25 protein-coding genes are annotated in these 23,217 nt (G+C 57.6%); 9 read left to right on the forward strand and 16 right to left on the reverse strand.

All coding sequences use genetic code 11. The features are described 5' to 3' along the window. Position 1: 1 nt before the first annotated feature. The 8 genes from cysM to SPL01S_RS17035 form a co-directional block, all read right to left on the reverse strand. Entirely contained in the window at positions 2 to 883 is an 882-nt protein-coding gene (gene cysM, locus SPL01S_RS17000) for a cysteine synthase CysM (protein ID WP_004947698.1), read from the reverse strand. 233 nt (positions 884 to 1,116) lie between these two features. After that, positions 1,117 to 2,205 (reverse strand): sulfate/thiosulfate ABC transporter ATP-binding protein CysA, encoded by a 1,089-nt coding sequence (cysA, locus tag SPL01S_RS17005; RefSeq protein WP_063201451.1) that lies wholly within the window; start codon positions 2,203 to 2,205, stop codon positions 1,117 to 1,119. Further along, a complete protein-coding gene (gene cysW / locus SPL01S_RS17010; RefSeq protein WP_063201454.1) occupies positions 2,195 to 3,070 on the reverse strand; it encodes a sulfate/thiosulfate ABC transporter permease CysW in 876 nt (291 codons plus the stop codon). The genes cysA and cysW overlap by 11 nt, the downstream gene beginning before the upstream one ends. Beyond that, positions 3,070 to 3,903, reverse strand: a complete 834-nt coding sequence (gene cysT, locus SPL01S_RS17015; RefSeq protein WP_062868195.1) for a sulfate/thiosulfate ABC transporter permease CysT — start codon at positions 3,901 to 3,903, stop codon at positions 3,070 to 3,072. The genes cysW and cysT overlap by 1 nt, the downstream gene beginning before the upstream one ends. Then, entirely contained in the window at positions 3,903 to 4,925 is a 1,023-nt protein-coding gene (locus tag SPL01S_RS17020; RefSeq protein ID WP_062868196.1) for a sulfate ABC transporter substrate-binding protein, read from the reverse strand. The genes cysT and SPL01S_RS17020 overlap by 1 nt, the downstream gene beginning before the upstream one ends. Before the next feature lie 204 nt (positions 4,926 to 5,129). Next, positions 5,130 to 6,029: a Dyp-type peroxidase gene (locus tag SPL01S_RS17025; RefSeq protein WP_004947716.1), complete on the reverse strand. Its 900-nt coding sequence runs from the start codon at positions 6,027 to 6,029 to the stop codon at positions 5,130 to 5,132. Positions 6,030 to 6,231: 202 nt separating this feature from the next. Then, complete coding sequence (locus SPL01S_RS17030) at positions 6,232 to 6,816, reverse strand: RpoE-regulated lipoprotein (protein WP_037433439.1); 585 nt, start codon at positions 6,814 to 6,816, stop codon at positions 6,232 to 6,234. Positions 6,817 to 6,946: 130 nt separating this feature from the next. After that, on the reverse strand, positions 6,947 to 7,411 hold the full coding sequence (locus tag SPL01S_RS17035; RefSeq protein ID WP_063201457.1) for a DUF2919 domain-containing protein: 465 nt from the start codon (positions 7,409 to 7,411) through the stop codon (positions 6,947 to 6,949). 171 nt (positions 7,412 to 7,582) lie between these two features. Here SPL01S_RS17035 and SPL01S_RS17040 point away from each other — a divergent pair, with 171 nt between their 5' ends. Then, positions 7,583 to 8,014: a YgiW/YdeI family stress tolerance OB fold protein gene (locus tag SPL01S_RS17040; protein WP_063201461.1), complete on the forward strand. Its 432-nt coding sequence runs from the start codon at positions 7,583 to 7,585 to the stop codon at positions 8,012 to 8,014. A 1-nt stretch (position 8,015) separates the two neighbouring features. Here SPL01S_RS17040 and SPL01S_RS17045 read toward each other — a convergent pair whose 3' ends face one another. Further along, positions 8,016 to 8,441 carry a GNAT family acetyltransferase gene (locus SPL01S_RS17045; protein WP_004947724.1) on the reverse strand — a complete coding sequence of 142 codons (426 nt, stop codon included), beginning with the start codon at positions 8,439 to 8,441 and terminating at the stop codon, positions 8,016 to 8,018. Positions 8,442 to 8,646: 205 nt separating this feature from the next. Between SPL01S_RS17045 and amiA the strand changes: the two genes are divergently transcribed. From amiA to SPL01S_RS17060, 3 genes are all read left to right on the forward strand, one after another. Continuing rightward, positions 8,647 to 9,534 (forward strand): N-acetylmuramoyl-L-alanine amidase AmiA, encoded by an 888-nt coding sequence (gene amiA, locus SPL01S_RS17050; protein WP_004947727.1) that lies wholly within the window; start codon positions 8,647 to 8,649, stop codon positions 9,532 to 9,534. 62 nt (positions 9,535 to 9,596) lie between these two features. Then, positions 9,597 to 10,517, forward strand: coding sequence for an oxygen-dependent coproporphyrinogen oxidase (hemF, locus tag SPL01S_RS17055; RefSeq protein ID WP_062868199.1), 921 nt, complete (start codon positions 9,597 to 9,599; stop codon positions 10,515 to 10,517). Then, positions 10,517 to 10,972, forward strand: coding sequence for a YaiI/YqxD family protein (locus SPL01S_RS17060; RefSeq protein ID WP_004947732.1), 456 nt, complete (start codon positions 10,517 to 10,519; stop codon positions 10,970 to 10,972). Before hemF ends, SPL01S_RS17060 begins: the two co-directional genes overlap by 1 nt. Positions 10,973 to 10,999: 27 nt before the next feature. On the opposite strand, the gene SPL01S_RS17065 is transcribed toward SPL01S_RS17060, so the two are convergent. Continuing rightward, the gene (locus tag SPL01S_RS17065) at positions 11,000 to 11,839 is read right to left on the reverse strand and encodes a ChaN family lipoprotein (protein ID WP_063201465.1); all 840 of its coding nucleotides are present in this window, start codon (positions 11,837 to 11,839) and stop codon (positions 11,000 to 11,002) included. Between the two features lie 193 nt (positions 11,840 to 12,032). Here SPL01S_RS17065 and mmuP point away from each other — a divergent pair, with 193 nt between their 5' ends. Both mmuP and mmuM read left to right on the forward strand, forming a co-directional pair. Then, positions 12,033 to 13,442, forward strand: coding sequence for an S-methylmethionine permease (mmuP, locus tag SPL01S_RS17070; protein WP_013814023.1), 1,410 nt, complete (start codon positions 12,033 to 12,035; stop codon positions 13,440 to 13,442). Continuing rightward, positions 13,432 to 14,370 (forward strand): homocysteine S-methyltransferase, encoded by a 939-nt coding sequence (gene mmuM / locus SPL01S_RS17075; RefSeq protein ID WP_063201469.1) that lies wholly within the window; start codon positions 13,432 to 13,434, stop codon positions 14,368 to 14,370. Before mmuP ends, mmuM begins: the two co-directional genes overlap by 11 nt. A 48-nt stretch (positions 14,371 to 14,418) precedes the next feature. Here mmuM and maeB read toward each other — a convergent pair whose 3' ends face one another. The 5 genes from maeB to SPL01S_RS17095 all read right to left on the reverse strand — a co-directional run bounded on the left by maeB (position 14,419) and on the right by SPL01S_RS17095 (position 18,118). Next, positions 14,419 to 16,698: an NADP-dependent oxaloacetate-decarboxylating malate dehydrogenase gene (maeB, locus tag SPL01S_RS17080; protein WP_062868202.1), complete on the reverse strand. Its 2,280-nt coding sequence runs from the start codon at positions 16,696 to 16,698 to the stop codon at positions 14,419 to 14,421. Positions 16,699 to 16,866: 168 nt separating this feature from the next. After that, the gene (lysC, locus tag SPL01S_RS25495; RefSeq protein ID WP_169800862.1) at positions 16,867 to 17,040 is read right to left on the reverse strand and encodes an Rz1-like lysis system protein LysC; all 174 of its coding nucleotides are present in this window, start codon (positions 17,038 to 17,040) and stop codon (positions 16,867 to 16,869) included. Continuing rightward, positions 17,021 to 17,404, reverse strand: a complete 384-nt coding sequence (locus SPL01S_RS17085; protein ID WP_004947747.1) for a DUF2570 family protein — start codon at positions 17,402 to 17,404, stop codon at positions 17,021 to 17,023. The genes lysC and SPL01S_RS17085 overlap by 20 nt, the downstream gene beginning before the upstream one ends. Continuing rightward, positions 17,401 to 17,781, reverse strand: coding sequence for an L-Ala D-Glu endopeptidase ChiX (gene chiX, locus SPL01S_RS17090; RefSeq protein WP_006327113.1), 381 nt, complete (start codon positions 17,779 to 17,781; stop codon positions 17,401 to 17,403). The genes SPL01S_RS17085 and chiX overlap by 4 nt, the downstream gene beginning before the upstream one ends. A 10-nt stretch (positions 17,782 to 17,791) precedes the next feature. Then, the gene (locus SPL01S_RS17095; protein ID WP_062790035.1) at positions 17,792 to 18,118 is read right to left on the reverse strand and encodes a phage holin, lambda family; all 327 of its coding nucleotides are present in this window, start codon (positions 18,116 to 18,118) and stop codon (positions 17,792 to 17,794) included. Positions 18,119 to 18,415: 297 nt separating this feature from the next. On the opposite strand from SPL01S_RS17095, the gene chiB reads away from it, so the two are divergent. Next, on the forward strand, positions 18,416 to 19,915 hold the full coding sequence (chiB, locus tag SPL01S_RS17100) for a chitinase ChiB (RefSeq protein ID WP_063201476.1): 1,500 nt from the start codon (positions 18,416 to 18,418) through the stop codon (positions 19,913 to 19,915). Positions 19,916 to 20,011: 96 nt separating this feature from the next. Here the strand turns inward: chiB and SPL01S_RS17105 are convergent, their stop codons facing one another. Next, positions 20,012 to 20,953, reverse strand: coding sequence for a LysR family transcriptional regulator (locus tag SPL01S_RS17105; RefSeq protein WP_004947759.1), 942 nt, complete (start codon positions 20,951 to 20,953; stop codon positions 20,012 to 20,014). A gap of 406 nt (positions 20,954 to 21,359) precedes the next feature. Between SPL01S_RS17105 and cbp21 the strand changes: the two genes are divergently transcribed. Continuing rightward, positions 21,360 to 21,953 (forward strand): chitin-binding protein/chitosanase CBP21, encoded by a 594-nt coding sequence (cbp21, locus tag SPL01S_RS17110; protein ID WP_062868205.1) that lies wholly within the window; start codon positions 21,360 to 21,362, stop codon positions 21,951 to 21,953. A 272-nt stretch (positions 21,954 to 22,225) separates the two neighbouring features. Next, positions 22,226 to 23,176 carry a transaldolase gene (gene tal / locus SPL01S_RS17115; protein WP_063201479.1) on the forward strand — a complete coding sequence of 317 codons (951 nt, stop codon included), beginning with the start codon at positions 22,226 to 22,228 and terminating at the stop codon, positions 23,174 to 23,176. Positions 23,177 to 23,217 lie beyond the last annotated feature (41 nt).

Raw genomic sequence — 23,217 nt, forward strand, 5'->3', positions numbered from 1 at the left:
TTCAGTCAAAAACGCCGGTGGAGAGATAACGATCGCCGCGATCGCAGATAATCGCCACAATCACGCTGCCTGGGTTCGCCGCAGCAATGCGTAATGCGCCGGCCACCGCGCCGCCGGAACTGACGCCGCAGAAAATGCCTTCGCGCTGAGCCAGCTGGCGCATGGTCTGCTCGGCATCGGTTTGCTGGATATCCAGAACCTGATCCACCAGCTCCGGGCGGAATATGCCCGGCAGATAGGCCGGTGACCAACGGCGGATGCCGGGGATGCTGCTGCCCTCCGCCGGCTGCAGGCCAATGATTTGCACCTGCGGGTTTTGGCTCTTGAGGTAACCGCCTACGCCGGTAATGGTGCCGGTGGTGCCCATGCTGGAGACGAAGTGCGTAATGCGCTGCTGGGTCTGTTGCCAGATTTCCGGGCCGGTGGTGGTGAAGTGGGCGTAAGGGTTATCCAGATTATTGAATTGATCCAGCACCTTGCCCTGCCCTTCACGCTGCATTTCCAGCGCCAGATCGCGCGCGCCTTCCATCCCCAGTTCACGGCTGACCAGAATCAGCTCTGCACCATAGGCACGCATCGCCGCCTGGCGTTCCTGGCTCATGTTTTCCGGCATCAGCAGCTTAAGGGAATAGCCTTTCAGCGCCGCGATCATGGCCAGCGCAATGCCGGTGTTGCCGCTGGTGGCTTCGATCAGCTTGTCGCCGGGTTGTATTTCGCCGCGCAGTTCCGCCTGTTGGATCATCGCCAGCGCGGCGCGATCCTTTACCGAACCCGCCGGGTTGTTGCCTTCCAGTTTGAGCCAGACCTCGCTGCCCAGTCCTGCGGCCAGACGTTGTACTTTTACCAGCGGGGTATTGCCGATGCATTGTTCGAGCGTTGTCACGATCTTTGCCTGTCTGTTGGAGTGCGGAATGTAAAAAGGCAACCCTGGGGTTGCCTCAGACTGCTGACAAAGCCGATTATTAGGGAGAGCGTGCCGAAGGGGTCGTAGCGGCTTGCCGCCGGAGCGCCCCTCGGTGCGCTAGGCCCGGGTATCTCGGACTCAAAAACAACTTTGTCATCAACCTCAGGCAACCCTGGGGTTGCCTTTAAAATAATATTGGCCGCTAAAAACTATCAGGCGCTTTTGGCTAACGCAACAGGTTGTAGCAGTTGATCGCCGGCATACAGACGCGCATTCAGGCTGCCAACATAGTAACGGCCGCCGCGCACCGGGGGTTGGTTGCCCTCTGGCAGCACCACGCTGATCGGCTCCTGATGCCAGCCGATCGGTTGTACGATCAACTGCCAGAAGTGGCCGCGTGGGCTGGCTTCCAGCACCTGCACCGGCAACGGGCAGCGCTCGCTGCTCTCGGTTCCCACTTCCATTTCCCACGGCCGCAGGAACAGATCGACGCTGCCCTGATGCATCGGCTGGAACGACAGCGGCCACTGGTGCGCACCGACAAACAGCTGCGAACCGCGGATTTCGCCACTCAGGCGGTTCACTTCGCCCATAAACTCCAACACGAAGCGACTGGCCGGTTCACGCATGATTTCATTCGGTGAACCAACCTGTTCAATATTGCCCTGGCTCATCACCACGATGCGATCGGCCACTTCCATCGCCTCTTCCTGATCGTGGGTCACGAACACGCTGGTGAATTTCAGCTCTTCGTGCAACTGACGCAGCCAGCGGCGCAGTTCTTTGCGCACCTGCGCGTCCAGCGCGCCGAAGGGTTCGTCCAGCAGCAGAATTTGCGGCTCTACCGCCAGCGCACGCGCCAACGCCACACGCTGCTTCTGGCCGCCGGAAAGCTGCGACGGGTAACGGTTGGCCAAATGACCAAGCTGCACCATTTCCAGCAATTGGGTCACTTTCTGTTTAATCGCCGCAGCGTTCGGGCGCTCACGGCGCGGCAGCACGCTCAGACCAAAAGCGATATTGTCGAACACCGTCATATGGCGGAACAGCGCGTAATGCTGGAACACGAAGCCCACGCGGCGATCGCGTGCATGCACATGGCTGACGTCGGTGCCGTGGAAGCCCAGCTTGCCGCCGCTCTGGCTTTCCAGCCCGGCGATAATGCGCAGCAGCGTGGTTTTCCCGGAGCCGGAAGGCCCCAGCAGCGCCACCATCTCACCGGAGGAAATATCGAGCGAGATATCGTTCAATACCTTGGTACGACCGAAAAATTTGTTGATACCGCTAATCTCAATGCTCATGATTTTCCTCCCGCTCGAGGCGCGCATTTTGGCGTTCCAGACGCCATTGCAGGCCACTCTTCAAAAATAGGGTAATGATCGCCATCAGGGTCAACAGCCCAGCGGCGGTAAAGGAGCCGACGGTGTTGTAATCCTGTTGCAGCAACTCCACCTGCAGCGGCAGGCTGAAGGTTTCGCCGCGAATAGAACCGGACACCACAGACACCGCACCGAACTCGCCGATGGCGCGCGCGTTGGTCAGCACCACGCCGTACAACAGCGCCCAGCGGATGTTAGGCAAGGTAACGCGGCGGAACATCTGCCAGCCGGATGCACCCAGCAAAATGGCGGCCTCGTCTTCCTGGCTGCCCTGGCTGAGCATCATCGGCACCAGTTCGCGCACCACGAACGGACAGGTCACGAAAATGGTCACCAGCACCATGCCCGGCCAGGAGAACATCACCTGGATATTGTGTGCATCCAGCCAACCGCCCAACAGGCCATTGCTGCCGTAAAACAGCAGATAAATCAGCCCCGCCACCACCGGTGAAACGGCAAACGGAATGTCGACCAAGGTCAGCAGCAACTGGCGGCCCGGGAAGGTGAAACGCGTCACCAGCCACGCCAGCAGCGTGCCGAAAATCAGGTTGAACGGCACGGTGATCAACGCGATCAACACCGTCAGCCAGATGGCGTGCAGCATGTCGCGATCGACCAGGTTACTCCACATCGCGCCAACGCCTTTGGAAAAGGCCTCGGCGAAAATCGACATTATCGGCACCACCAGCAGCAGCACCGAGAACAGCACGCCGATGCCGATCAGCGTCCATTTGCCCCAGTTGACGCGCGGGCGTTCGACGCCATTGAACTCAGAGATATCAGCCATCAGTGCCCCCCGATGCGTCGGCCGAAGCGGCTCTGCAGAACGTTAATGCTAAACAGCAACAGCAGCGACGCCGCCAGGATCACCGAAGCAATCGCGCTGGCCGCCGGATAGTCGAACTCCTGCAAACGCACAAAGATCATCAGCGACGTCACTTCGGTCTTCCAGGCGATATTGCCGGCGATAAAGATCACCGCGCCAAACTCACCCAGGCTACGGGTAAAGGAAATCGCCGTGCCGGCCAGCAGCGCCGGCGCAAGCTCAGGGATCACCACGCGGCGGAAACTCTGCCAGCGGGTTGCGCCCAGGGTTTCGGCCGCTTCTTCATATTCCGGCCCTAACTCTTCCAGCACCGGTTGAACGGTGCGCACCACGAACGGCAGGCTGGTAAACGCCATCGCCACCGCGATCCCAAGCCAGGTGAAGGTCACCTTGATGTCGAAATGCGCCAGCCATTGGCCATACCAACCGGTGGTGGAGAACAGCCCCGCCAGCGTCAGGCCGGCCACCGCCGTCGGCAGCGCGAACGGCAGATCGATCAGGCCATCCAACAGCGTACGGCCGGGAAAACGGTAGCGGGTCAGGATCCAGGCCATCAGCATGCCGAACACCGCGTTAAACAGGCTGGCGACGCCCGCCGACAGCAGCGTCACCTTATAGGCCGCCACCACCTGCGGATTGGAAATCACTTCCCAGTATTGCGCCAGGCTCATCTGCGCCAATTGCATGACCAGCGCGCTGAGCGGCAGCAGCAAAATCAGGCAGGTGTAAAACAGACTGCTCCCCAGGCTGAGGCCGAATCCGGGCAAAACCCGTTTACTGGACAACGACAACATTACTTATGCCCTGCCGCTAACAGTTGATCCAACTCGCCGCCGGTGGAGAAATGCGTTTTCATCACCTGCGGCCAGCCGCCAAACTGATCTTCCACCCGGAACAACTTGGTGTCCGGGAACTGGCCCTTCGCCGCTTCCATCGCCTTTTTGTCGTAAACGCGATAGTAGAAGCTGGTGATCACCTGTTGGGCCGCCGGGCTGTAGAGATAATTGAGGTAGTCTTTGGCTGCCTGTTCGGTGCCGTTCTTTTCCACGTTTTTGTCCACCCAGGCCACCGGGAACTCCGCCAGAATATCGACCGGCGGTACTATGACCTGGTATTTGTCTTCCCCATACTGCTTGCGGATGTTGTTTACTTCCGACTCAAAGCTGATCAGCACGTCGCCCAGGCCACGTTCCACAAAGGAGGTGGTCGCGCCGCGACCGCCGGTGTCAAACACCAGCACGTTTTTCAGGAAACGGGTCATGAAGGCGCGGGTTTTGGCCTGATCGTTGCCGTCGGCCTGGCTGGCGGCGCCCCAGGCGGCCAAATAGGTGTAACGACCATTGCCGGAGGTTTTCGGGTTCGGGAACACCAGCTTCACGTCGTCACGGACCAGATCGTTCCAGCTGTGGATACCTTTTGGGTTGTCCTTGCGCACCAGGAAAGCCATGGTGGAATAGAACGGTGAGCTGTTGTTCGGTAAACGGGCCTGCCAGTCGGCCGGGATCAGTTGGCCGCGTTCATGCAGGATTTGCACGTCGGTCACCTGATTGTAAGTCACCACGTCGGCGCGTAACCCTTGCAGGATAGCTAGCGCCTGCTTGGAAGAACCGGCGTGGGACTGCTTGATGGTCAGCTTGTCGCCCGGATGCTGCTGGTTCCACTGCTGTTCAAAGCCAGGATTCAGTGCGGAAAACAATTCACGGGAAACGTCATAAGAGCTGTTCAGCAATTCAGTTGCCGAGACGGTGCCGCTGGCTAACAGAGCCGCTGCCAACCATCCTTTCAGCACGATATTTTTAACCCGGATTTGTTTCATTCTGCACCTTAGCTCACTGAGTCAATCTTTCAGGCTTTCGCCTTATTGATGACCAGTGTATTTATAACTAGGCGCGGAGCTGTAACGCTTTTATATACCGTTTAGTGATTTTCAAGCATCAAACGCTATAAGGCAGGAGCGGAGCGGTTTCGCTGGGGCGGGAAAAGCGTACCGGGGCCGACATGGCCGGCCCCGATGAGGGCATCAAAGTGACAACAGGCGCGTCAACGAAGGGGCAAAGTAATAACTGCCGGTCACCGCACGGCTAAAACGCAGCATTGCATCGCGTTTGCCGTCCAGATCGCCAAACATGCTCAGCAGCTGTTTTTCGATATTATGCAGACGTGCGCAGTAGGCGATAAAATAGAGCCCATGCTTGCCGCTGGCGGTGCCGTAAGGCAGGCTTTGGCGCAGAATTTTCAGACCCTTGCCGTCTTCTTTCAGATCAACCCGGCTGACGTGCGACGTCTCTGGCCGCTGATCCGACGGCAGCTCTTCGCTGTCGTGCTTGGTGCGGCCGATAATCTGTTCTTGCTGCTCGGTGGTGAAGCGCTGCCACTGACGCAGATTGTGTTCGTAACGCTGCACCAGCACGTAGCTGCCGCCCGCGTCTTCTTCGCCTTCGGCAATCACCGCCACTTCTGGGCGTTGGTCGCCCTGCGGGTTTTCGGTACCGTCGATAAAGCCGCTCAGATCGCGCTCCTCCACCCAACGGAAGCCGTGGGTTTCCTCTTCAATCTTGATGGCGTTGCCGAACGCCGCCAGCGCCGCCTGCGCCAGCGAGAAGTTAACGTCATGACGCAGGGATTGGATATGGATCAACAAATCGCGCTGGGTGGCTGGCGCCAGCCCTTTGCCCAACGGGGTAAACGGCTTCAGCTCTTTTGCCCCCTGGCCGCTGGACAGATCGTGCCAGACGTCGTAGCCAAAGGCGATGACCGCCCCCAAATGCGCATCCGGGAACTGCTGCTGCAACTCAATAAGCCGCTGGCAAAACTGCTTGCAGCCCTGACGCAAATCAGCGAATTCGCCCTGTACGGTAGCTTCCATAAAAATGGCGAAACGGCAGTGCTCCAGCAAAATGCCGCTCTGAACCTGTGTCATGTCGTTATCCTCAGTATCGCAATCGGGTAACAGGCTTGGGTTTCCTGTTACAAATGCGCGATATAATAACGCATGCGTGCAAGATTGCCTTAACGGAACGCAAAGAAAATAGGGTTACTCGTCGCTTTTCAAGCTGCAGCGTTGCCGGCTGCGCCCGGTGAGGGTCGGAGCGAATATATTCGCCCCGAACACTGTGTCAGGCTTACTGCGGTTTGGCGTGCCAGATGATCTTGCTGACCGTCCAGCTTTTCAGCGTGTCGTCCGGCGGGATGATGTCCTGCGGGCCGGCCCATTTGCCGCTGAAGATGTAGGTGACGTACTTGCTCTGCTCCGCCACGCACTCCACCTTGCCTGCGTCGTCGCCGTCGGCCGGTTTGCAAGCGCCAAACGCCTTGCCGTACATATCGCTGAACGGCGTGCCGAGCTTATTGCCCCACTCGGTGGCCACTTTGCTGTCCATCACGGCCACACGCTGTACGTTGCCCTTGGGCTCGCCGGTGATCACCAGCTTCACGTCATTGCCGTCCATCGCCTGGTAGTAAGAAACAATCTGGCCCTTGTCGGTGGCCATGCCGCCGCGCAGGCGATAATCGCCGTTCAGCCCGTCGTTGATCGCGCTTTCCGACATCGGGGTGCCGGCGTTGAGATCGCCAACGCCCTTGGCGCTGACCTCAAGGCTGCTGCCGAACCAGTTAAACGGTGACAGGCTCGACCAAGAGAAGTTGGACATCGTCGAACAGCCGGTCAGTAACAGCGGGAGCCCTAACAGCAGTGGGCGAATATTCATTTATAGCTCCTTAACATCAAAGGCATGGCTCAGTCAGGCCGCGTGCCAGCCTCTCACAACTGCCCTCGCGACGCCATGGGTTGCGAGATTGGAGTGCGGAAAATGAGAAAAGTGCCGCAGCGTTCGGCATTTAAGCGGCCTCTTCCTTTGCAGTGAAACAGGCCTTCAGCCGCGCGTTCAACAGCAGGTAGGCCAGTGCCAAAGCATCTAGCAGCGCTAAAACCCCATCCAGCGCCGGCAGATTGCCGTCCTGCTGCCACAGGCTGAACAGGGAGCCGCCCAGCGCCGCCAGCACCGAGGCTCCGAGCACCCAACGCCAGGCTCGCCACAACCTTGGCCACAGATGCCTGCGCGGGGCAATCAAAAATGCCAGTGCAGCCGGTAACCCCAGCAGGATGCCGTACCAGAATCTTTGGGTATCCGGGTAAAACAGTTGCAGCAGCCCTTCCCCCTGTTGCTGCGAAACGCCGGCCATCACAAACAGGAGCCAGGTGCGGGCCTGCAAAACCAGTACGCCCCAAAACCACAACGGCAGACGCAGCACGCCGTGATGATCGTAATCGTCGGGGGAAAATCGGTGTGGGTGTGGCTTCAACGTCGGTTCCTTGCCTGTTTTATCATTACTTCTTCAAATGGGAGCCGTAATGATTGTTTTCAATCCGCCCGCTTAAGAAGCTCTTAAGATCTTTATGTTTTACTTGCCTCATCACCCCAGCAGTCCTGATTGGCAGGGCTTTGATTCTCGATTGAGATAAGGAAGCTTCAAATGAAAAAATATACCCTGGCCGCTTTGATTGCCCTGTGCAGCGCACCGGTTCTGGCACAACAAGGCGGGTTCCTGGACCCTTCCGCGCCGCAGACGCAAACCGCTCCGCAGGGCGGCTTTTCCGGCCCCAGCGCCGCACTGACTACGGTGGATAAGGTGAAATCGATGAGCGACGACATCTGGGTAATGCTGCAGGGCAACATCGAGCAGCGCGTCGGCGACGATACCTACACCTTCCGCGACGCCAGCGGCACCTTGACGGTGGAGATCGACAAAAAACGCTGGAACGGCCAGACCATTACCCCGAAAGATAAAGTACAGCTGGAAGGGAAAGTGGATAAAGACTGGAGCAGCGTGGAAGTCGATGTGAAAAACATCAAAAAGCTGCCGCAACGCTCAGCAACGGGCGGTGAAGGTTCACCGCCTTATTGACTCAATATTCCTGGTCTTCGATCAGCCGCTTACCCAGGCTGGTGATGTTTTGGATCTCGTAACCGAGTTTTTCGTACATCTCGATCACCGTGTCGTTGTCTTCACGCACCATCAGTTGGATCTTCGGGCAACCGCGCGCGACCAACTTTTTCTCCAGACGGCTAATCAACGCATTGGCGATGCCGCGCCCGCGATAATCCGGGTGCACACCCAGGTAATACGCCGAACCACGGTGGCCATCGTAGCCGCCCATCACCGAGCCGACCACTTCTCCGCCCACTTCCGCCACCAGAAACAGATCCGGATCGTGATTCAGTTTGCGCTCAATATCCATCTCGGGATCGTTCCAAGGCCGCAGCAGATCGCAGCGCTCCCACAGGGTAATGACTTCTTCAAAGTCGTCTTGTCGAAATACGCGAATTTCCATCGATGTTCGCCGCTGTTAATTAAGGTGTTTATCTGATTATCGCGGGATTATTCACTTAAGCAATATCAAACTGCGATTTCCCACGCCAATCAGGCAGAAAACGGCAGTAACTGGCGTAATAAATGGACATAGTTAACCGTTCGATTAATGATTATCAATACGATATAACGTCGCAAAATAGAATTTATCGATGGAGCGTCGCGTTATGAAAAAGCAGGTTAAGCAATTCCTCAATTTTAAACCGCTCTCCACCTCCCCCACGCGACGTCAGTTACTGCTCTCCGGCCTGGCGCTGGCACTGGTCGGCTGCAAAAGCCAACCGGCCAAAGCGGAGTCCGGCGGCATGCTGCGCAACCAGCACGCCAAACCTGCGGCAAAACCGACCGGCAGCAAACGGCTGGTGATGATCGATCCCGGCCACGGCGGCATCGATTCCGGCGCGGTCGGCAGCGAAGGTTCGCAAGAGAAACACGTGGTGCTGGAGATCGCCAACCACGTGCGGCGCATGCTGCATGAACACGATCACGTCGAAGCCCGTCTGACGCGGGAGGAAGACGAGTTTATCCCGCTGTTCCAGCGGGTCGAAATCGCCCACCAGCATCAGGCCGACCTGTTTATTTCGATTCACGCCGACGGTTTTACCAGCCCCGAAGCCTCCGGCGCTTCGGTGTTCGCCCTGTCCAACCGCGGCGCCAGCAGCGCCATGGCGCGCTATCTCTCCAACCGCGAGAACGCCGCCGATGACGTGGCCGGCGGCAAATATAAAAATCAGGATAACTATCTGCAGCAGGTGCTGTTCGATCTGGTACAGACCGATACCATCAACAACAGCCTGACGCTCGGCCGCCACGTGCTCGGCCAGATCCGCCCGGTGCATCACCTGCACAGCGACAGCACCGAGCAGGCGGCGTTTGCGGTACTCAAATCCCCGTCCATTCCTTCGGTGTTGGTAGAAACCTCTTTCATCACCAACCCGGCAGAAGAACGCCTGCTCGGCACCACCGCATTTCGCGAGAAAATCGCCCGCGCCATCGCCGACGGCGTGATCAGTTTCTTCAGCTACTACGACGCGCACCAACGAAAAACCGGCTGATAAGCAGCAGCGAATACGGGTATACTTTGCGCCTTGTTTCGTCAGACGCGTAAATTATCCGTATGAGCTTACCGACCATCGCAGAAGTAAAATCTTTCCTGCTGTCGCTGCAGGACAGTATCTGCGCGCAACTGGCCCAGGCCGACGGCGGTGCCGTTTTCAACGAGGACCGCTGGACGCGCGAAGAAGGTGGCGGTGGCCGCAGCCGCGTATTGACTCAGGGTTCGGTGTTTGAACAGGCGGGGGTAAACTTCTCGCACGTCTCCGGCGCCACCCTGCCCGCTTCCGCGACCGCACACCGCCCCGAGCTGGCCGGCCGCAGCTTCCAGGCGATGGGCGTGTCGCTGGTGATCCACCCGCACAGCCCTTATATCCCCACCAGCCACGCCAACGTGCGTTTTTTCATTGCGGAAAAACCGGGCGAAGAGCCTGTGTGGTGGTTTGGCGGCGGCTTTGATCTGACGCCGTTTTACGGTTTCGAAGAAGACGCCGTTCACTGGCACCGCACCGCCGAGCGGCTGTGTGCGCCCTTCGGTGACGAGGTCTACCCCAAATACAAAAAGTGGTGCGACGACTACTTCTTTATCAAGCACCGCAACGAGGCGCGCGGCATCGGCGGCCTGTTCTTTGACGATCTCAACACGCCGGGCTTTGACAGCAGCTTCGCTTTCACCCGCGCGGTGGGCGAAGGTTTCCTCGATGCCTACCTGCCGATCGTGGAAAAACGCAAAGCATTGAGCTGGGGCGACAACGAACGCCAGTTCCAGCTCTATCGCCGCGGCCGCTATGTCGAATTCAACCTGGTGTGGGATCGGGGCACGCTGTTCGGCCTGCAAACCGGTGGTCGCACCGAATCCATTCTGATGTCTATGCCGCCGCTGGTGCGCTGGGAATACAACTATCAACCGGCAGAGGGCAGCCCGGAGGCGGCGTTGTACCGTGATTTCCTGCCGGTGCGCGACTGGCTGAAGGAGCCTGAGTAATGCAGATTTGGGTCGATGCGGACGCCTGTCCGAACGTGATCAAAGAAGTGCTGTTCCGCGCCGCCGAGCGCACCGCCATGTCGGTGACGCTGGTGGCCAACCAACCGCTGAGAACGCCGCCGTCAAAACACATCCACACCCTGCAGGTGGCGGCCGGTTTTGACGTGGCGGATAACGAAATCGTCCGCCGCTGCGAAAAAGGCGATCTGGTGATCACCGCCGATATTCCGCTGGCGGCCGAAGTGATAGAAAAAGGCGCAGTGGCCCTCAACCCGCGCGGCGAACGCTACACGCCGGACACCATCCGCGAACGCCTGAACATGCGCGATTTTATGGATACCCTGCGCTCCAGCGGGATCCAGACCGGTGGCCCGAATACCCTGAACCAGCGCGACCGCCAGCAGTTCGCCAACGAGTTGGACAAGTGGCTGCAGCAGGCGAAACGGGCGCAGTAACAGCGCAGCTTTCCGCTGGCGGCGCCGTCATTTTACCGGCGGCGTGACCCACAGGTAATCCGCCATCTGGCCATCAACCTGCGCACCCTGCTCCGCCAGCATCAACACCGTCGGCTGCGCGCCCGGTTGCAGATCCTGCACATGCAGCGGTACGCCCACCCATTTTGAGGCGTGATAACCACCGGCAATCAACAGCGCCGGCGTTGGGGCAGCCAGCAGGCGCTCGGCCATGCGCCGATCGCGCTGTTGTTGGATTGCCAGCATCGCGTGCAGCTGTTGGGGTTCGATTTTTCCGCCGTGCGAAATGCGAATGGTATCTTCCAACGCCTTCTGCACTGCCGGGCGTACCGACAATTGCCCCTTCGGAAACACAGGCTGCCGGTAAAACGCCATGATCTCCTCGCGATCCAGATTGGCTGACCAAAGCGGATACGGCGCCCGCATCGCCGCCATCACCACCTCGCCGTACAGCGACCATTTCCAGCCTTTCTGCCAGTCAATCCACTGCGCCACGCGCTCATCACGCAGGGCAGAATCCTCCCACAGTGCCTGCTTGACCTTATCCACGTTAGCCTGCTGACTCGGGGTAATCATCTCCATCAGAACGCTGCCCTGCGGCCGCCGCTGCGGCAGATTTTGCACCAGCCACAGTTCGATTTGATGATGATAGGGATTGTCGTGTTTTTCCCCGACCATCACCCTTGGCTCGGCAGCCAGACGGGCAAGAAGCTGTTCAGGCAACAGGGTTTCGCCGCTGCGTAAATCGGTAATTTTCCCCAGGCCGTCAAGGGTGTTTTTCGGTACGGAAACCGGGGCCTGGCTACAGGCACCGAGCACCAAGGCGGCCAGTAAAACAAGTAATCTCATGACATTACCCTGCAATAAAAAGTGGCGACATTATAGATAATAATTATCATTTGCATATAACCACACACCCCGCCTGAGACATCGATAACTATTTTTTACTTTATGACTTCTGGTCTTACATTGATTTCATGAAATATTACGGGTATAACCAATAGCCATTTAGCTGCTTAGACGTCTATACGGATGAAATATCATGCACTCACCTGAACCCGCCGAAGGGCACTTCAAACGCACCATGAAAGCCCGGCATCTGGTGATGCTGTCGCTGGGTGGCGTGATCGGTACCGGGCTGTTCTTCAACACCGGCTATATCATTTCCACTACCGGCGCACTGGGCACCCTGCTGGCCTATCTGATCGGCGCATTGGTGGTTTATCTGGTGATGCTGTGCCTGGGTGAACTGGCCGTCGCGATGCCGGAAACCGGCGCTTTCCACGTCTATGCTTCACGTTATCTTGGCCCGGCTACCGGCTATACCGTTGCCTGGCTGTATTGGCTGACCTGGACGGTGGCGCTGGGCTCCAGCCTGACCGCCGCCGGTTTTTGCATGCAGTACTGGTTCCCGCAGTCGCCGGTGTGGCTGTGGTGTTTGATCTTCTGCGCAGCGATTTTCCTGCTCAACGTGATCACTACCCGCTTCTTTGCCGAAAGCGAATTCTGGTTCTCGCTGATCAAGGTCGTCACCATTCTGGCTTTTATCATTCTGGGCGGTGCTGCGATGTTCGGCCTGTTGCCGATGAAAGACGGCACGCCTGCGCCCTTCCTGCATAATCTGACCGCCTCCGGCTGGCTGCCGAACGGAACGCTGCCGATCCTGATGACCATGGTGGCGGTGAACTTCGCTTTCTCCGGCACCGAACTTATCGGCATTGCCGCCGGCGAAACCGAAAACCCGGAAAAAGTGGTGCCCTGGGCGATACGCACCACGGTGATCCGCCTGATGCTGTTCTTTATCGGCACGGTATTTATTCTGGCGGCGCTGATCCCGATGGATCAGGCCGGGATTGTGAAAAGCCCGTTCGTGCTGGTGTTTGAACGCATTGGCATACCTTATGCCGCCGATATCTTTAACTTCGTGATCCTGACCGCCATCTTGTCGGCCGCCAATTCGGGTCTGTACGCCTCGGGGCGCATGTTGTGGTCGCTGGCCAATCAGCGCACCCTGCCGGCCTATTTTTCACGCGTGAATAAACGCGGCATCCCGGTCAATGCCTTGACCTTCAGCATGCTCGGCGGCGTTCTGGCGCTGCTGACCAGCGTTATCGCGCCGGACACGGTGTTTGTCGCCCTGTCGGCCATTTCCGGCTTTGCGGTGGTGGCGGTCTGGCTGAGCATCTGCGCGGCGCATTACGCCTTCCGCCGCCATTATCTGCGCAGCGGTCAGCCGATCGAGGGCCTGAAATACCGTGCGCCGGGTTACCCCTTGACGCCGATCCTCGGTTTCGCCCTGTGCCTGCTGGCCTGCGTAGGGCTGGCTTTCGATCCGGCGCAGCGCATCGCGCTTTATTGCGGGCTGCCGTTTGTCGCACTGTGCTACGTCGCCTATTATCTGACCCGCCGCGCCGGGCAGAAATCTTCGTTGGGAGAGAATCATGTCCGTTAACAATACCGTCGCCGCCTTATTGGCCGCTAACCGCACGCTGATTTTAGACGGTGCGCTGGCTACCGAACTGGAGGCGCGCGGCTGCGACCTCAGCGATCCACTGTGGTCGGCAAAAGTGCTGATTGAAAATCCTGAGCTGATTTATCAGGTTCACCTCGACTATTTCAACGCCGGGGCGCAATGCGCCATCACCGCCAGTTACCAGGCCACGCCGCTGGGTTTCCTGCGCCGCGGCCTGAACCAACAGCAATCGCTGGCGCTGATCGCCAAAAGCGTGCAACTGGCGCAACAGGCGCGCAGCGACTATCTGGCGCAGCATCCGCAGGCCGCACCTTTGTTGATCGCAGGCTCTGTGGGGCCGTATGGCGCCTACCTCGCCGACGGTTCCGAATACCGCGGCGATTACTCGTTGCCGCAAGAAGAGATGATCGCTTTCCATCGCCCACGCATTGCCGCGCTGGCCGAGGCCGGGGTCGATCTGCTGGCCTGCGAGACGCTGCCGTCGTTCAGCGAGCTGCAAGCGTTGCTGGCATTGTTGCAGGAGTTCCCGACGCTCGGCGCCTGGTTCGCCTTTACCCTGCGCGATAGCCAACATCTCAGCGACGGCACGCCGCTGACGCAGGTGCTGGCAGCACTGCACGGCAATCCGCAGGTATTGGCGATTGGCATCAACTGCATTGCGCTGGAAAACGTCACCCCGGCGTTGCGACAGTTGGCCACACTGACCGACAAACCGCTGCTGGTCTATCCGAACTCCGGCGAGCATTACGACGCGGTCACCAAAACCTGGCATGCCTGCGGGGGCGAGAATGGCAGCCTTATCGATCAGATTGGGGAATGGCAACACATCGGCGCCCGGTTGATTGGCGGCTGCTGCCGCACTACGCCGCAGGATATCCGCCAGATCGCCGCACGCTGCAAGGCATAAAAAAAGCCCCCTGCGCCAGAACGCAGGGGGCTTGTCGTCACTCAAGGCTTATAGCGGTTCGGTCTGCGCTTCCACCACCGCCAACGCCACCATGTTGACGATGCGGCGCACCGAGGCGATTGGCGTCAGAATGTGTACCGGTTTCGATACCCCCATCAGCACCGGCCCCACGGTCACCCCTTCCGAAGAGGATACGCGCAGCAGGTTGTAACTGATGCGCGCCGCTTCCATATTCGGCATGATCAACACGTTGGCCGCGCCTTTCAGCGGGCTGTCCGGCATCAGATCGTGGCGAATACTTTCAACCAGCGCGGCGTCGCCGTGCATCTCGCCGTCAATCTCCAGTTCCGGCGCCATCTGGTTCACCAGCTCCAGCGTTTTGCGCATTTTGCGCGCCGCCGGGCAGTCGGAGGAACCGAAGCTGGAGTGGGACAGCAACGCGACTTTCGGCTCAATGCCGAAGCGGCGCACGGTTTCCGCCGCCATCAGGGTGATTTCCGCCAGCTGTTCCGGCGTCGGATCGTCGTTGACATAGGTGTCGGCAATAAAGGTATTGCCACTTGGCAGCAACAACGCATTCATCGCCCCGGCGACGTGCGCACCTTCGCGGAAGCCGAACACGTTTTTCACGACTTCGTAGTGCTCATGGTAGCTGCCGATGGTACCGCAGATCATCGCGTCCGCCTCGCCGCGATGCAGCATGATGGCGGCAATCAGCGTCGGGTTGCCAATTACCGCACGGCGCGCCTGCTCTTGCGAAACGCCGCGACGCTTCATGATCTGGTAATACTCGCCCCAGTATTCGTTGAAACGCGGGTCGGACTCGTTGTTCACCACTTCAAAATCTTTGCCCGGCGTCAGTTGCAGGCCGAGTTTTTGCAACCGCATTTCAATCACGCTTGGGCGGCCGACCAGGATCGGATAGGCCAGGCCCTGTGACACCAGCTCTTGAGTCGCATGCAGCACCCTTTCCTCTTCGCCTTCCGCCAGCACCACACGCTTCATTTCCTTCTTCGCCAGGGCAAAGATCGGCTTCATGAACAGGTTGGTTTTGTAGACGAACTCGGACAGTTTCTCGACGTAGGCGTCGAAGTCTTCGATCGGACGCGTCGCCACGCCGGACTCCATCGCTGCTCTGGCCACCGCCGGGGCAATTTTAACGATCAGGCGCGGGTCGAAAGGTTTTGGAATGATGTATTCAGGGCCAAACGACAGGTCCTGATCGCCATAGGCGGAAGCCACCACGTCGTTCTGTTCCGCCAACGCCAGATCGGCAATCGCATGCACGCAGGCCAGCTTCATCTCTTCGTTAATGGTGGTGGCGCCCACATCCAGCGCCCCGCGGAAGATGAACGGGAAGCACAGCACGTTGTTCACCTGGTTCGGGTAGTCGGAACGGCCGGTACAGATAATGGCGTCCGGACGCACGGCCTTCGCCAGCGGCGGCAGAATTTCCGGTTCCGGGTTAGCCAACGCCATGATCAACGGATCCCTGGCCATGGTTTTCACCATGTCCTGGGTCAGCACGCCCGGGCCGGAACAGCCGAGGAAAATATCGGCATTGGGGATCGCATCCCCCAGCGTGCGCTGGCCGTTATCTTCGATGGCATAGGCCGCCTTGGTTTGCTCCATGTTGGCGTCGCGGCCCTTGTAGATCACCCCTTTGGAATCGCAAACGGTGATGTTTTGCTGACGTAGCCCCAGTGCCACCAACAAGTTCAGACAGGCTATCGACGCCGCACCGGCGCCGGACACCACCAGGCGCACGTCGGAGATATTCTTTTTCACTACCCGCAGGCCATTCAGCACTGCGGCGGTGGTAATAATGGCGGTGCCGTGCTGATCGTCATGGAACACCGGGATCTTCATGCGCTCGCGCAGTTTTTGCTCGATGTAGAAACACTCCGGCGCCTTGATGTCTTCCAGGTTGATGCCGCCAAAGGTCGGCTCGAGGGAAGCGATGATGTCGATCAGCTTGTCCGGGTTAAGTTCATCCACTTCGATATCGAACACGTCGATACCGGAAAACTTCTTGAACAAAACGCCTTTACCTTCCATTACCGGCTTACCGGCCAATGCGCCGATATTGCCCAGCCCCAGTACCGCCGTGCCGTTGGAAATCACCGCGACCAGGTTACCACGGGCGGTGTATTTGTAGGCCGCCAGAGGATCGGCGGCAATTTCCAGACAAGGGGCAGCAACGCCCGGTGAATAGGCCAGCGCCAGATCGCGTTGCGTTGCCAGGGGTTTGGTTGGAGAGACCTGGATCTTCCCTGGGACCGGAAACTGATGGAAATCAAGGGCACTCTGTTTGAGCTGTTCGTCCATTATGGGTTCCTTTGCTTTTTGCTTTTATGTTGAGGTAAGGCTTTTAGGCTAGACCAGTATAGTGAGAGAAACGTCACAAACTTTGAAGCGGGCCATAACCTTGATCGAAATAGTTTTATAAAAGCAAAAAAACAGGCCCCCCCTGGACGGGAAATAACAAAACCGCCGTCAAGGCAACGGCAGTTTTGCTCGCCAGGCGTTGAGCGTCGCCACCCGACCCGCACAAATTTGCAACGCGGTCTGCAATGCCAGCGTATAGCTGACGGCATCGCCCCAGGTGTCGCCCTGCAACAGAGGCTGCTCGCAGGGCGTAAAGACGGATTCAGGGGGCTGCAGCACCACGGGCGTCGGTACCGTCGGCGGTTGGGCGCAGGAGCTCAAGCACAGCGCCAGGCATAGGCTGCCCAGCGCAGGCATCATTTTTAATCGCTTCACGGTATTTCCTCTGGTAAACGTCGCTTTGCCGGCGCAACTGCTGTTCCTGTTGCTGCTGAGCGGCCATCAGCGCACGATTCTGCGCATCCTGGGTTTGCAGCGTGGCAATAAGCCCGGCCTGCTGCGCCAAGGTCTTTTGCTGTTCGGCCGCCTGCTGCCGCGCCAGCGCCAGCCGGTGCGACAGCAGCGAGCTGTAACCGCCGAGGCAAATCGCCACCGCCAACAGCAGCAGCAACCCACCCTGTATCAGCTTATTCAGCCAACCGCTCATGCCGGGTAATCCTTGAAAGAGAGCTGGAAATGCGGCCCGTCCTTCAGCGTGCGCCACTCGCCGCCCCACTCGACGCTGACTGCGCATTCACGCGCCGCGCGGCGCACCGCCACGGCAATTTGCGCGTAGTAATCCCACTCCCAGGACACCACGCCCGCCGGCATCGCCACCACGTCCACCGCGTGACCGGTCAGATGCCGGCTCCTCAGCGTCTGGCTTTTGCCGGTGCGCAGCATGTCACGCTGCCGCGCCATGCTGCGCACCCCTTCGCTGATGGAAAAAGGCACCAGCGAATAATTCAACGCCAACCGCATCACCCGCACCAGATCCGGATGCACGCCAATTAAGTTGTCCTCACTGCGTGCGGTAAAGCGCATTTCCTCAATTTCATTTAACATTTTTTAACCCCGTCTTCTTGCCAATGATTTTTTTAATTAATGCGCTAATATAATCAGCGCCCAGAAAGCCAATCAGCACGCTGGCAAGATTCGCCCATTTTAACTCCAGGCCCGCCAGCGCCAATGCATCACGCACCGTCCAGGCCAATAACGCGCACATGCCTGCATTTAATAACCGACGTCGCATCCCTACGTTGCGATAGGCGCCATGCAAAAGCGCCATAATGCCAGCCAAAATGGCATTCATTGCCGGCTGAAGGTATTCACACGCTCGCTGAATAATTAATCCAACAGCGTCTGGCTCTATGCTGGACATAGCTACTCTCCTATTTTTAATTTTAATTAAATGCCAATCACGGCCGGCAGGATATCGGTACAGTCAGAATCTAGTTAAGGATGCTATAACAAAGCAAATGAATAAAAACAGCGTCTATGGTCAAATTCATTCACGCTCACCCTTGGCACAACAGCCTTCAGGAATAATGGCCAACACCGAATGAAAAATTCATCTTTACTGTGATTTATTTCGACTTTTCTTTGCCGGGAAAATAAACATTTAATAGCGGCGAGAGAACCGCTCTCGATAACAAAACCTCAACTCTGGAGAAATACTATGTCTGCACGCAAAGCGGTGATTGGTTATTATTTTATTCCGACCAACCAAATTAATAACTATACCGAAACCGATACCTCAATCGTGCCTTTCCCGGTGTCCAATATCACGCCGGCCAAGGCCAAACAGCTGACCCACATTAACTTCTCGTTCCTGGACATTAACAGCAATCTGGAGTGCGCCTGGGATCCGGCAACGATAGATGCCAAGGCACGCGACGTGGTCGGTCGGTTGACCGCGCTGAAAGCGCACAACCCCAGCCTGCGCATCATGTTCTCCATCGGTGGCTGGTATTACTCCAACGATTTGGGCGTGTCCCACGCCAATTACGTGAATGCGGTGAAAACTCCGGCGGCGCGAACCAAATTCGCGCAATCCTGCGTGCGCATCATGAAAGACTATGGCTTCGACGGCGTGGACATTGACTGGGAATACCCGCAGAGCAGCGAGGTGGACGGTTTTGTCGCCGCGCTGCAGGAGATCCGCGCTTTGCTGAACCAGCAGACCCAGACCGACGGTCGCCAGGCGCTGCCTTATCAGTTGACCATTGCCGGCGCCGGCGGCGCGTTCTTCCTGTCGCGCTACTACAGCAAGCTGCCGCAGATCGTCGCCTCGCTCGATTACATCAACCTGATGACTTACGATCTGGCCGGTCCATGGGAAAAAATCACCAACCATCAGGCTGCGCTGTTTGGCGACAGCGCCGGGCCGACCTTCTATAACGCGCTGCGCGAAGCCAATCTGGGTTGGAGCTGGGAAGAGCTGACCCGCGCCTTCCCGAGCCCGTTCAGCCTGACGGTGGACGCCGCCGTACAGCAACACCTGATGCTGGAAGGCGTGCCAAGCAGCAAGATCGTCATGGGCGTGCCGTTCTACGGCCGTGCGTTCAAGGGCGTCAGCGGCAGCAACGGCGGCCAATACAGCAGCCACAGCACGCCGGGGGAAGATCCGTTCCCGGGTACCGATTACTGGCTGGTGGGCTGCGAAGAGTGCATCCGCGACAAGGACCCGCGCATCGCCTCTTACCGCCAACTGGAACAGATGCTGCTCGGCAACTACGGCTATCAGCGCCTGTGGAACGACAAAACCAAAACGCCGTACCTGTACCACGCGGCCAACGGCCTGTTCGTTACCTATGACGACGTCGAAAGCTTCAAATACAAGGCGAAGTACATCAAGCAGCAGCAACTGGGCGGCGTGATGTTCTGGCACCTGGGGCAGGACAACCGCAACGGCGACCTGCTGGCCTCGCTGGACCGCTATTTCAACGCTGCCGACTATGACGACAGCCAGTTGGATATGGGCACCGGCCTGCGCTATACCGGCGTCGGCCCCAGCAATCTGCCGATCATGAGCGCGCCGGCGTACGTGGCGGGCACCACCTATCCACAGGGCGCGCTGGTGTCTTATCAGGGCTACGTCTGGCAGACCAAGTGGGGCTTTATCACTTCCGTACCCGGCTCCGACAGCGCCTGGCTGAAAGTGGGCCGCGTAGCTTAACGGCATAAAAAAACCCCGTAGCCTGATGCTGCGGGGTTTCTTACTCTGTTAACCGTTTAATGATCGCATTCCTTTGCCGTTAGCATATCGCTGCCCTCAGTTATTGCACCAAGGGTAACCCCCATCGCGAATCACTTCGCGCCCCATCAGGCTGAAAACGTCGCTTTTACGCGTCAGGCGTTCATGCCACCAGGTAAAACCTGTCCCCTTGCTGGCCGGGTGCCAGGCCAGCCAAATCATTTCGTCACCTTTTTGCATATCGACGGGAACCGTCACCAGCTCGCCGCTCGCCAGCTCTTTTTCGATCAGCGAAGGCGGCAAAAAGCCGTGGCCGATACCGCGCTTCAACAGCGCCAGCTTGCTCTCGACGTCGCAAACCACCAATTGGCGCTGCAACGGCATAGTGCCGTGGTTGCGCTTTGGCAGTTCGTGGCTGCTGTCGGCAATCACCACCACGATGTCATTCAACCGCTGATTTTTATCCACCGGTTTTTTCTGCGCCGCAAAGGGATGCGAAGGCGAAACGCACAGCACGAAATTCAGCTTGCCGAGCATCAGCGTCTTGGCCTGCACGCTGTCCGGGATCTGGCCGATGGCGATAATCAAATCCGCCCGGTTGTTCTTCAGCGCATCCCAGGTGCCGTTCAGCGCTTCCCGCTGCACCGAAATGTTGGCGTTCGGGCTGTGCTGAATATAGTCACGTATATCCTGGGTGATAGTTTCCAACGGAAAGAACTTGTCGACGACGATGCGGATATTATTATCGAGTTTCGGGATATTCCTCACACGGCTCTCGAGATCCTGCACCGCATTTAAAATCCAGCTGCCCTCTTGCAGCAGGAATTCCCCTTCATCCGTTAGGGTAATCATCGGGCCATTTCGATGAAATAGTTTCACGCAGAGTTTACTTTCAATATTGGAAACCCGGTAGGATATCGCCGAAGGCGTTTTATGCAGCGCCTCCGCCGCCATAGAGAAAGAGCCGGTACTTTTTATGGTGCTGATTATTTTAATCGCATCCAGGGATAATCTAGTCATACTAATTCCTCTTTGACATAAAATAAGAAAAATTGACACTAAATTCCCAGGCAACTGGCGCGTAAAAAACGTTCAAGTCGAACAAGAGTAAACAAAACCACAAGCAATATACTCCATATCGGAGAGCGTCATCTGAAAGAGTATTCATCAATCCATTAAGTAAAATTCATCATGATGCTGCGTTTTTAGACAGCAGCGTTTAAATAAATTCAATCAACGAATAAAAGACATTCATCATAATAATTTTAGTTAATAGCCTATAAAACTTTCCATCCCCATCCATGCCACGAATGATAAAAATAAAACAAGCCATCAATAATGATGTTTCTTAATTTCGTTAATGACCTCTCATTTAAGTGGCGAAAATACACTCAACTTACAATATAACTTCTGTCCGGAGTGACTTATGAACAATACTTCTCGTACCCTTCTGTCCCTCGGTTTGCTGAGCGCCGCCCTGTTTGGCGTATCCCAACAAGCTAACGCCCACGGCTATGTCGAAACACCGGCCAGCCGTTCTTACCAGTGCAAGCTGCAACTCAATACCCAGTGCGGCAGCGTGCAGTATGAGCCGCAAAGCGTCGAAGGTCTGAAAGGCTTCCCGCAAAACGGTCCGGTGGACGGCCATATCGCCAGCGCCGACAAGAGCACCTTCTTCGAGCTGGATCAGCAAACGCCAACCCGCTGGAACAAGCTTAATCTGCACACCGGCGCCAACTCCTTTACCTGGAGGCTGACCGCCCGTCACAGCACCACCGGCTGGCGTTATTTCATTACCAAGCCAAACTGGGATGCGTCGCAGCCGCTGACCCGCGCTTCCTTTGACCTGACGCCGTTCTGCCAATACAACGACGGCGGCGCGATCCCAGCCGCGCAGGTCACCCACCAGTGCAACATACCGGCAGACCGCAGCGGTTCGCATGTGATCCTCGCCGTGTGGGATGTAGCAGACACCACCAATGCCTTCTATCAGGCGATTGACGTGAATTTGAGTAAATAATCGGAGGACGTCCCCTGGGGTTCAGCCGGGCTGAACCCTTTTTATTGCCGTTGCCCCCTCTTCTTCTCGCCGTCTCCCCCACGCCAAAACCGCATTGCCGCAGGTGCAACCCGCAGCCCGCCTGGCTCGTTTCGGGATCCATTGTTCTTATCCATCGCAACAATCAGAAAAAGCGCATTTTATTCATCAGGCTTATGATGCAGTGTGTTCACCCTATGATGAAAAAGGTTCTCATTTCCCTACATGTTTGGCACTGATCAAGGAGCGTATAAATGAACCAATTAGATGCACTCAAGCAGCTGACGACGGTTGTGGCCGACAGCGGCGATATTGAATCCATCCGCCAGTTCGAACCCCAGGACGCCACCACCAACCCTTCACTGATCCTGAAAGCCGCGGCGCTGCCGCAATATAAGCCACTGATCGTCGAAGCGCTGAACTATGCCCGCCAACAGGGCGGCAGCAAAGAAACCCAACTGATCAACGCCGGCGACAAACTGGCGGTGAACATCGGCGTCGAAATTCTCAAAAGCGTGCCGGGCCGCATTTCCACCGAAGTGGACGCACGCCTGTCCTTCGACCGCGGCATGTGCGTAGCCAAGGCGCGCAAGCTGATTGGCCTGTACCAGGAACAGGGTATTGATAAGTCGCGTATTCTGATCAAGCTGGCCTCCACCTGGGAAGGCATCAAAGCCGCCGAGGAACTGGAAAAAGAAGGCATCAACACCAATCTGACGCTGCTATTCTCCTTCGCCCAGGCCCGCGCCTGTGCCGAAGCCGGCGTGTTCCTGATTTCACCTTTCGTCGGCCGCATCTATGACTGGTACCAGGCCAAGCAGCCTGCCACCGAGTACGACGCCGAGCAGGATCCGGGCGTGAAATCGGTGCGCACCATTTATGAATACTACAAACAGCACCGCTACCAGACGGTGATCATGGGTGCCAGCTTCCGTAAGGTGGAGCAGATCCTGGCCCTGGCCGGCTGCGATCGCCTGACCATAGCGCCGAACCTGCTGGAACAGCTCAAACACAGCGAGCAACCGGTCGAGCGTAAGCTGACGCCGTCCACCGAAGGTTTCTATCAGCCCGCCCCGCTTGCCGAAGCCGAATTCCGCTGGCTGCATAATCAAGACGCCATGGCGGTCGAGAAACTGGCCGAAGGTATCCGCCTGTTCGCCGTCGACCAGCAGAAGCTGGAAGACATGCTGGCCGCTGAACTGTAATTATTTTGGAGTTATGAATGTCCTCTCGTAAGCAACTCGCC

This window comes from Serratia plymuthica NBRC 102599 (genome assembly GCF_001590925.1).
Lineage (GTDB): Bacteria > Pseudomonadota > Gammaproteobacteria > Enterobacterales > Enterobacteriaceae > Serratia > Serratia plymuthica.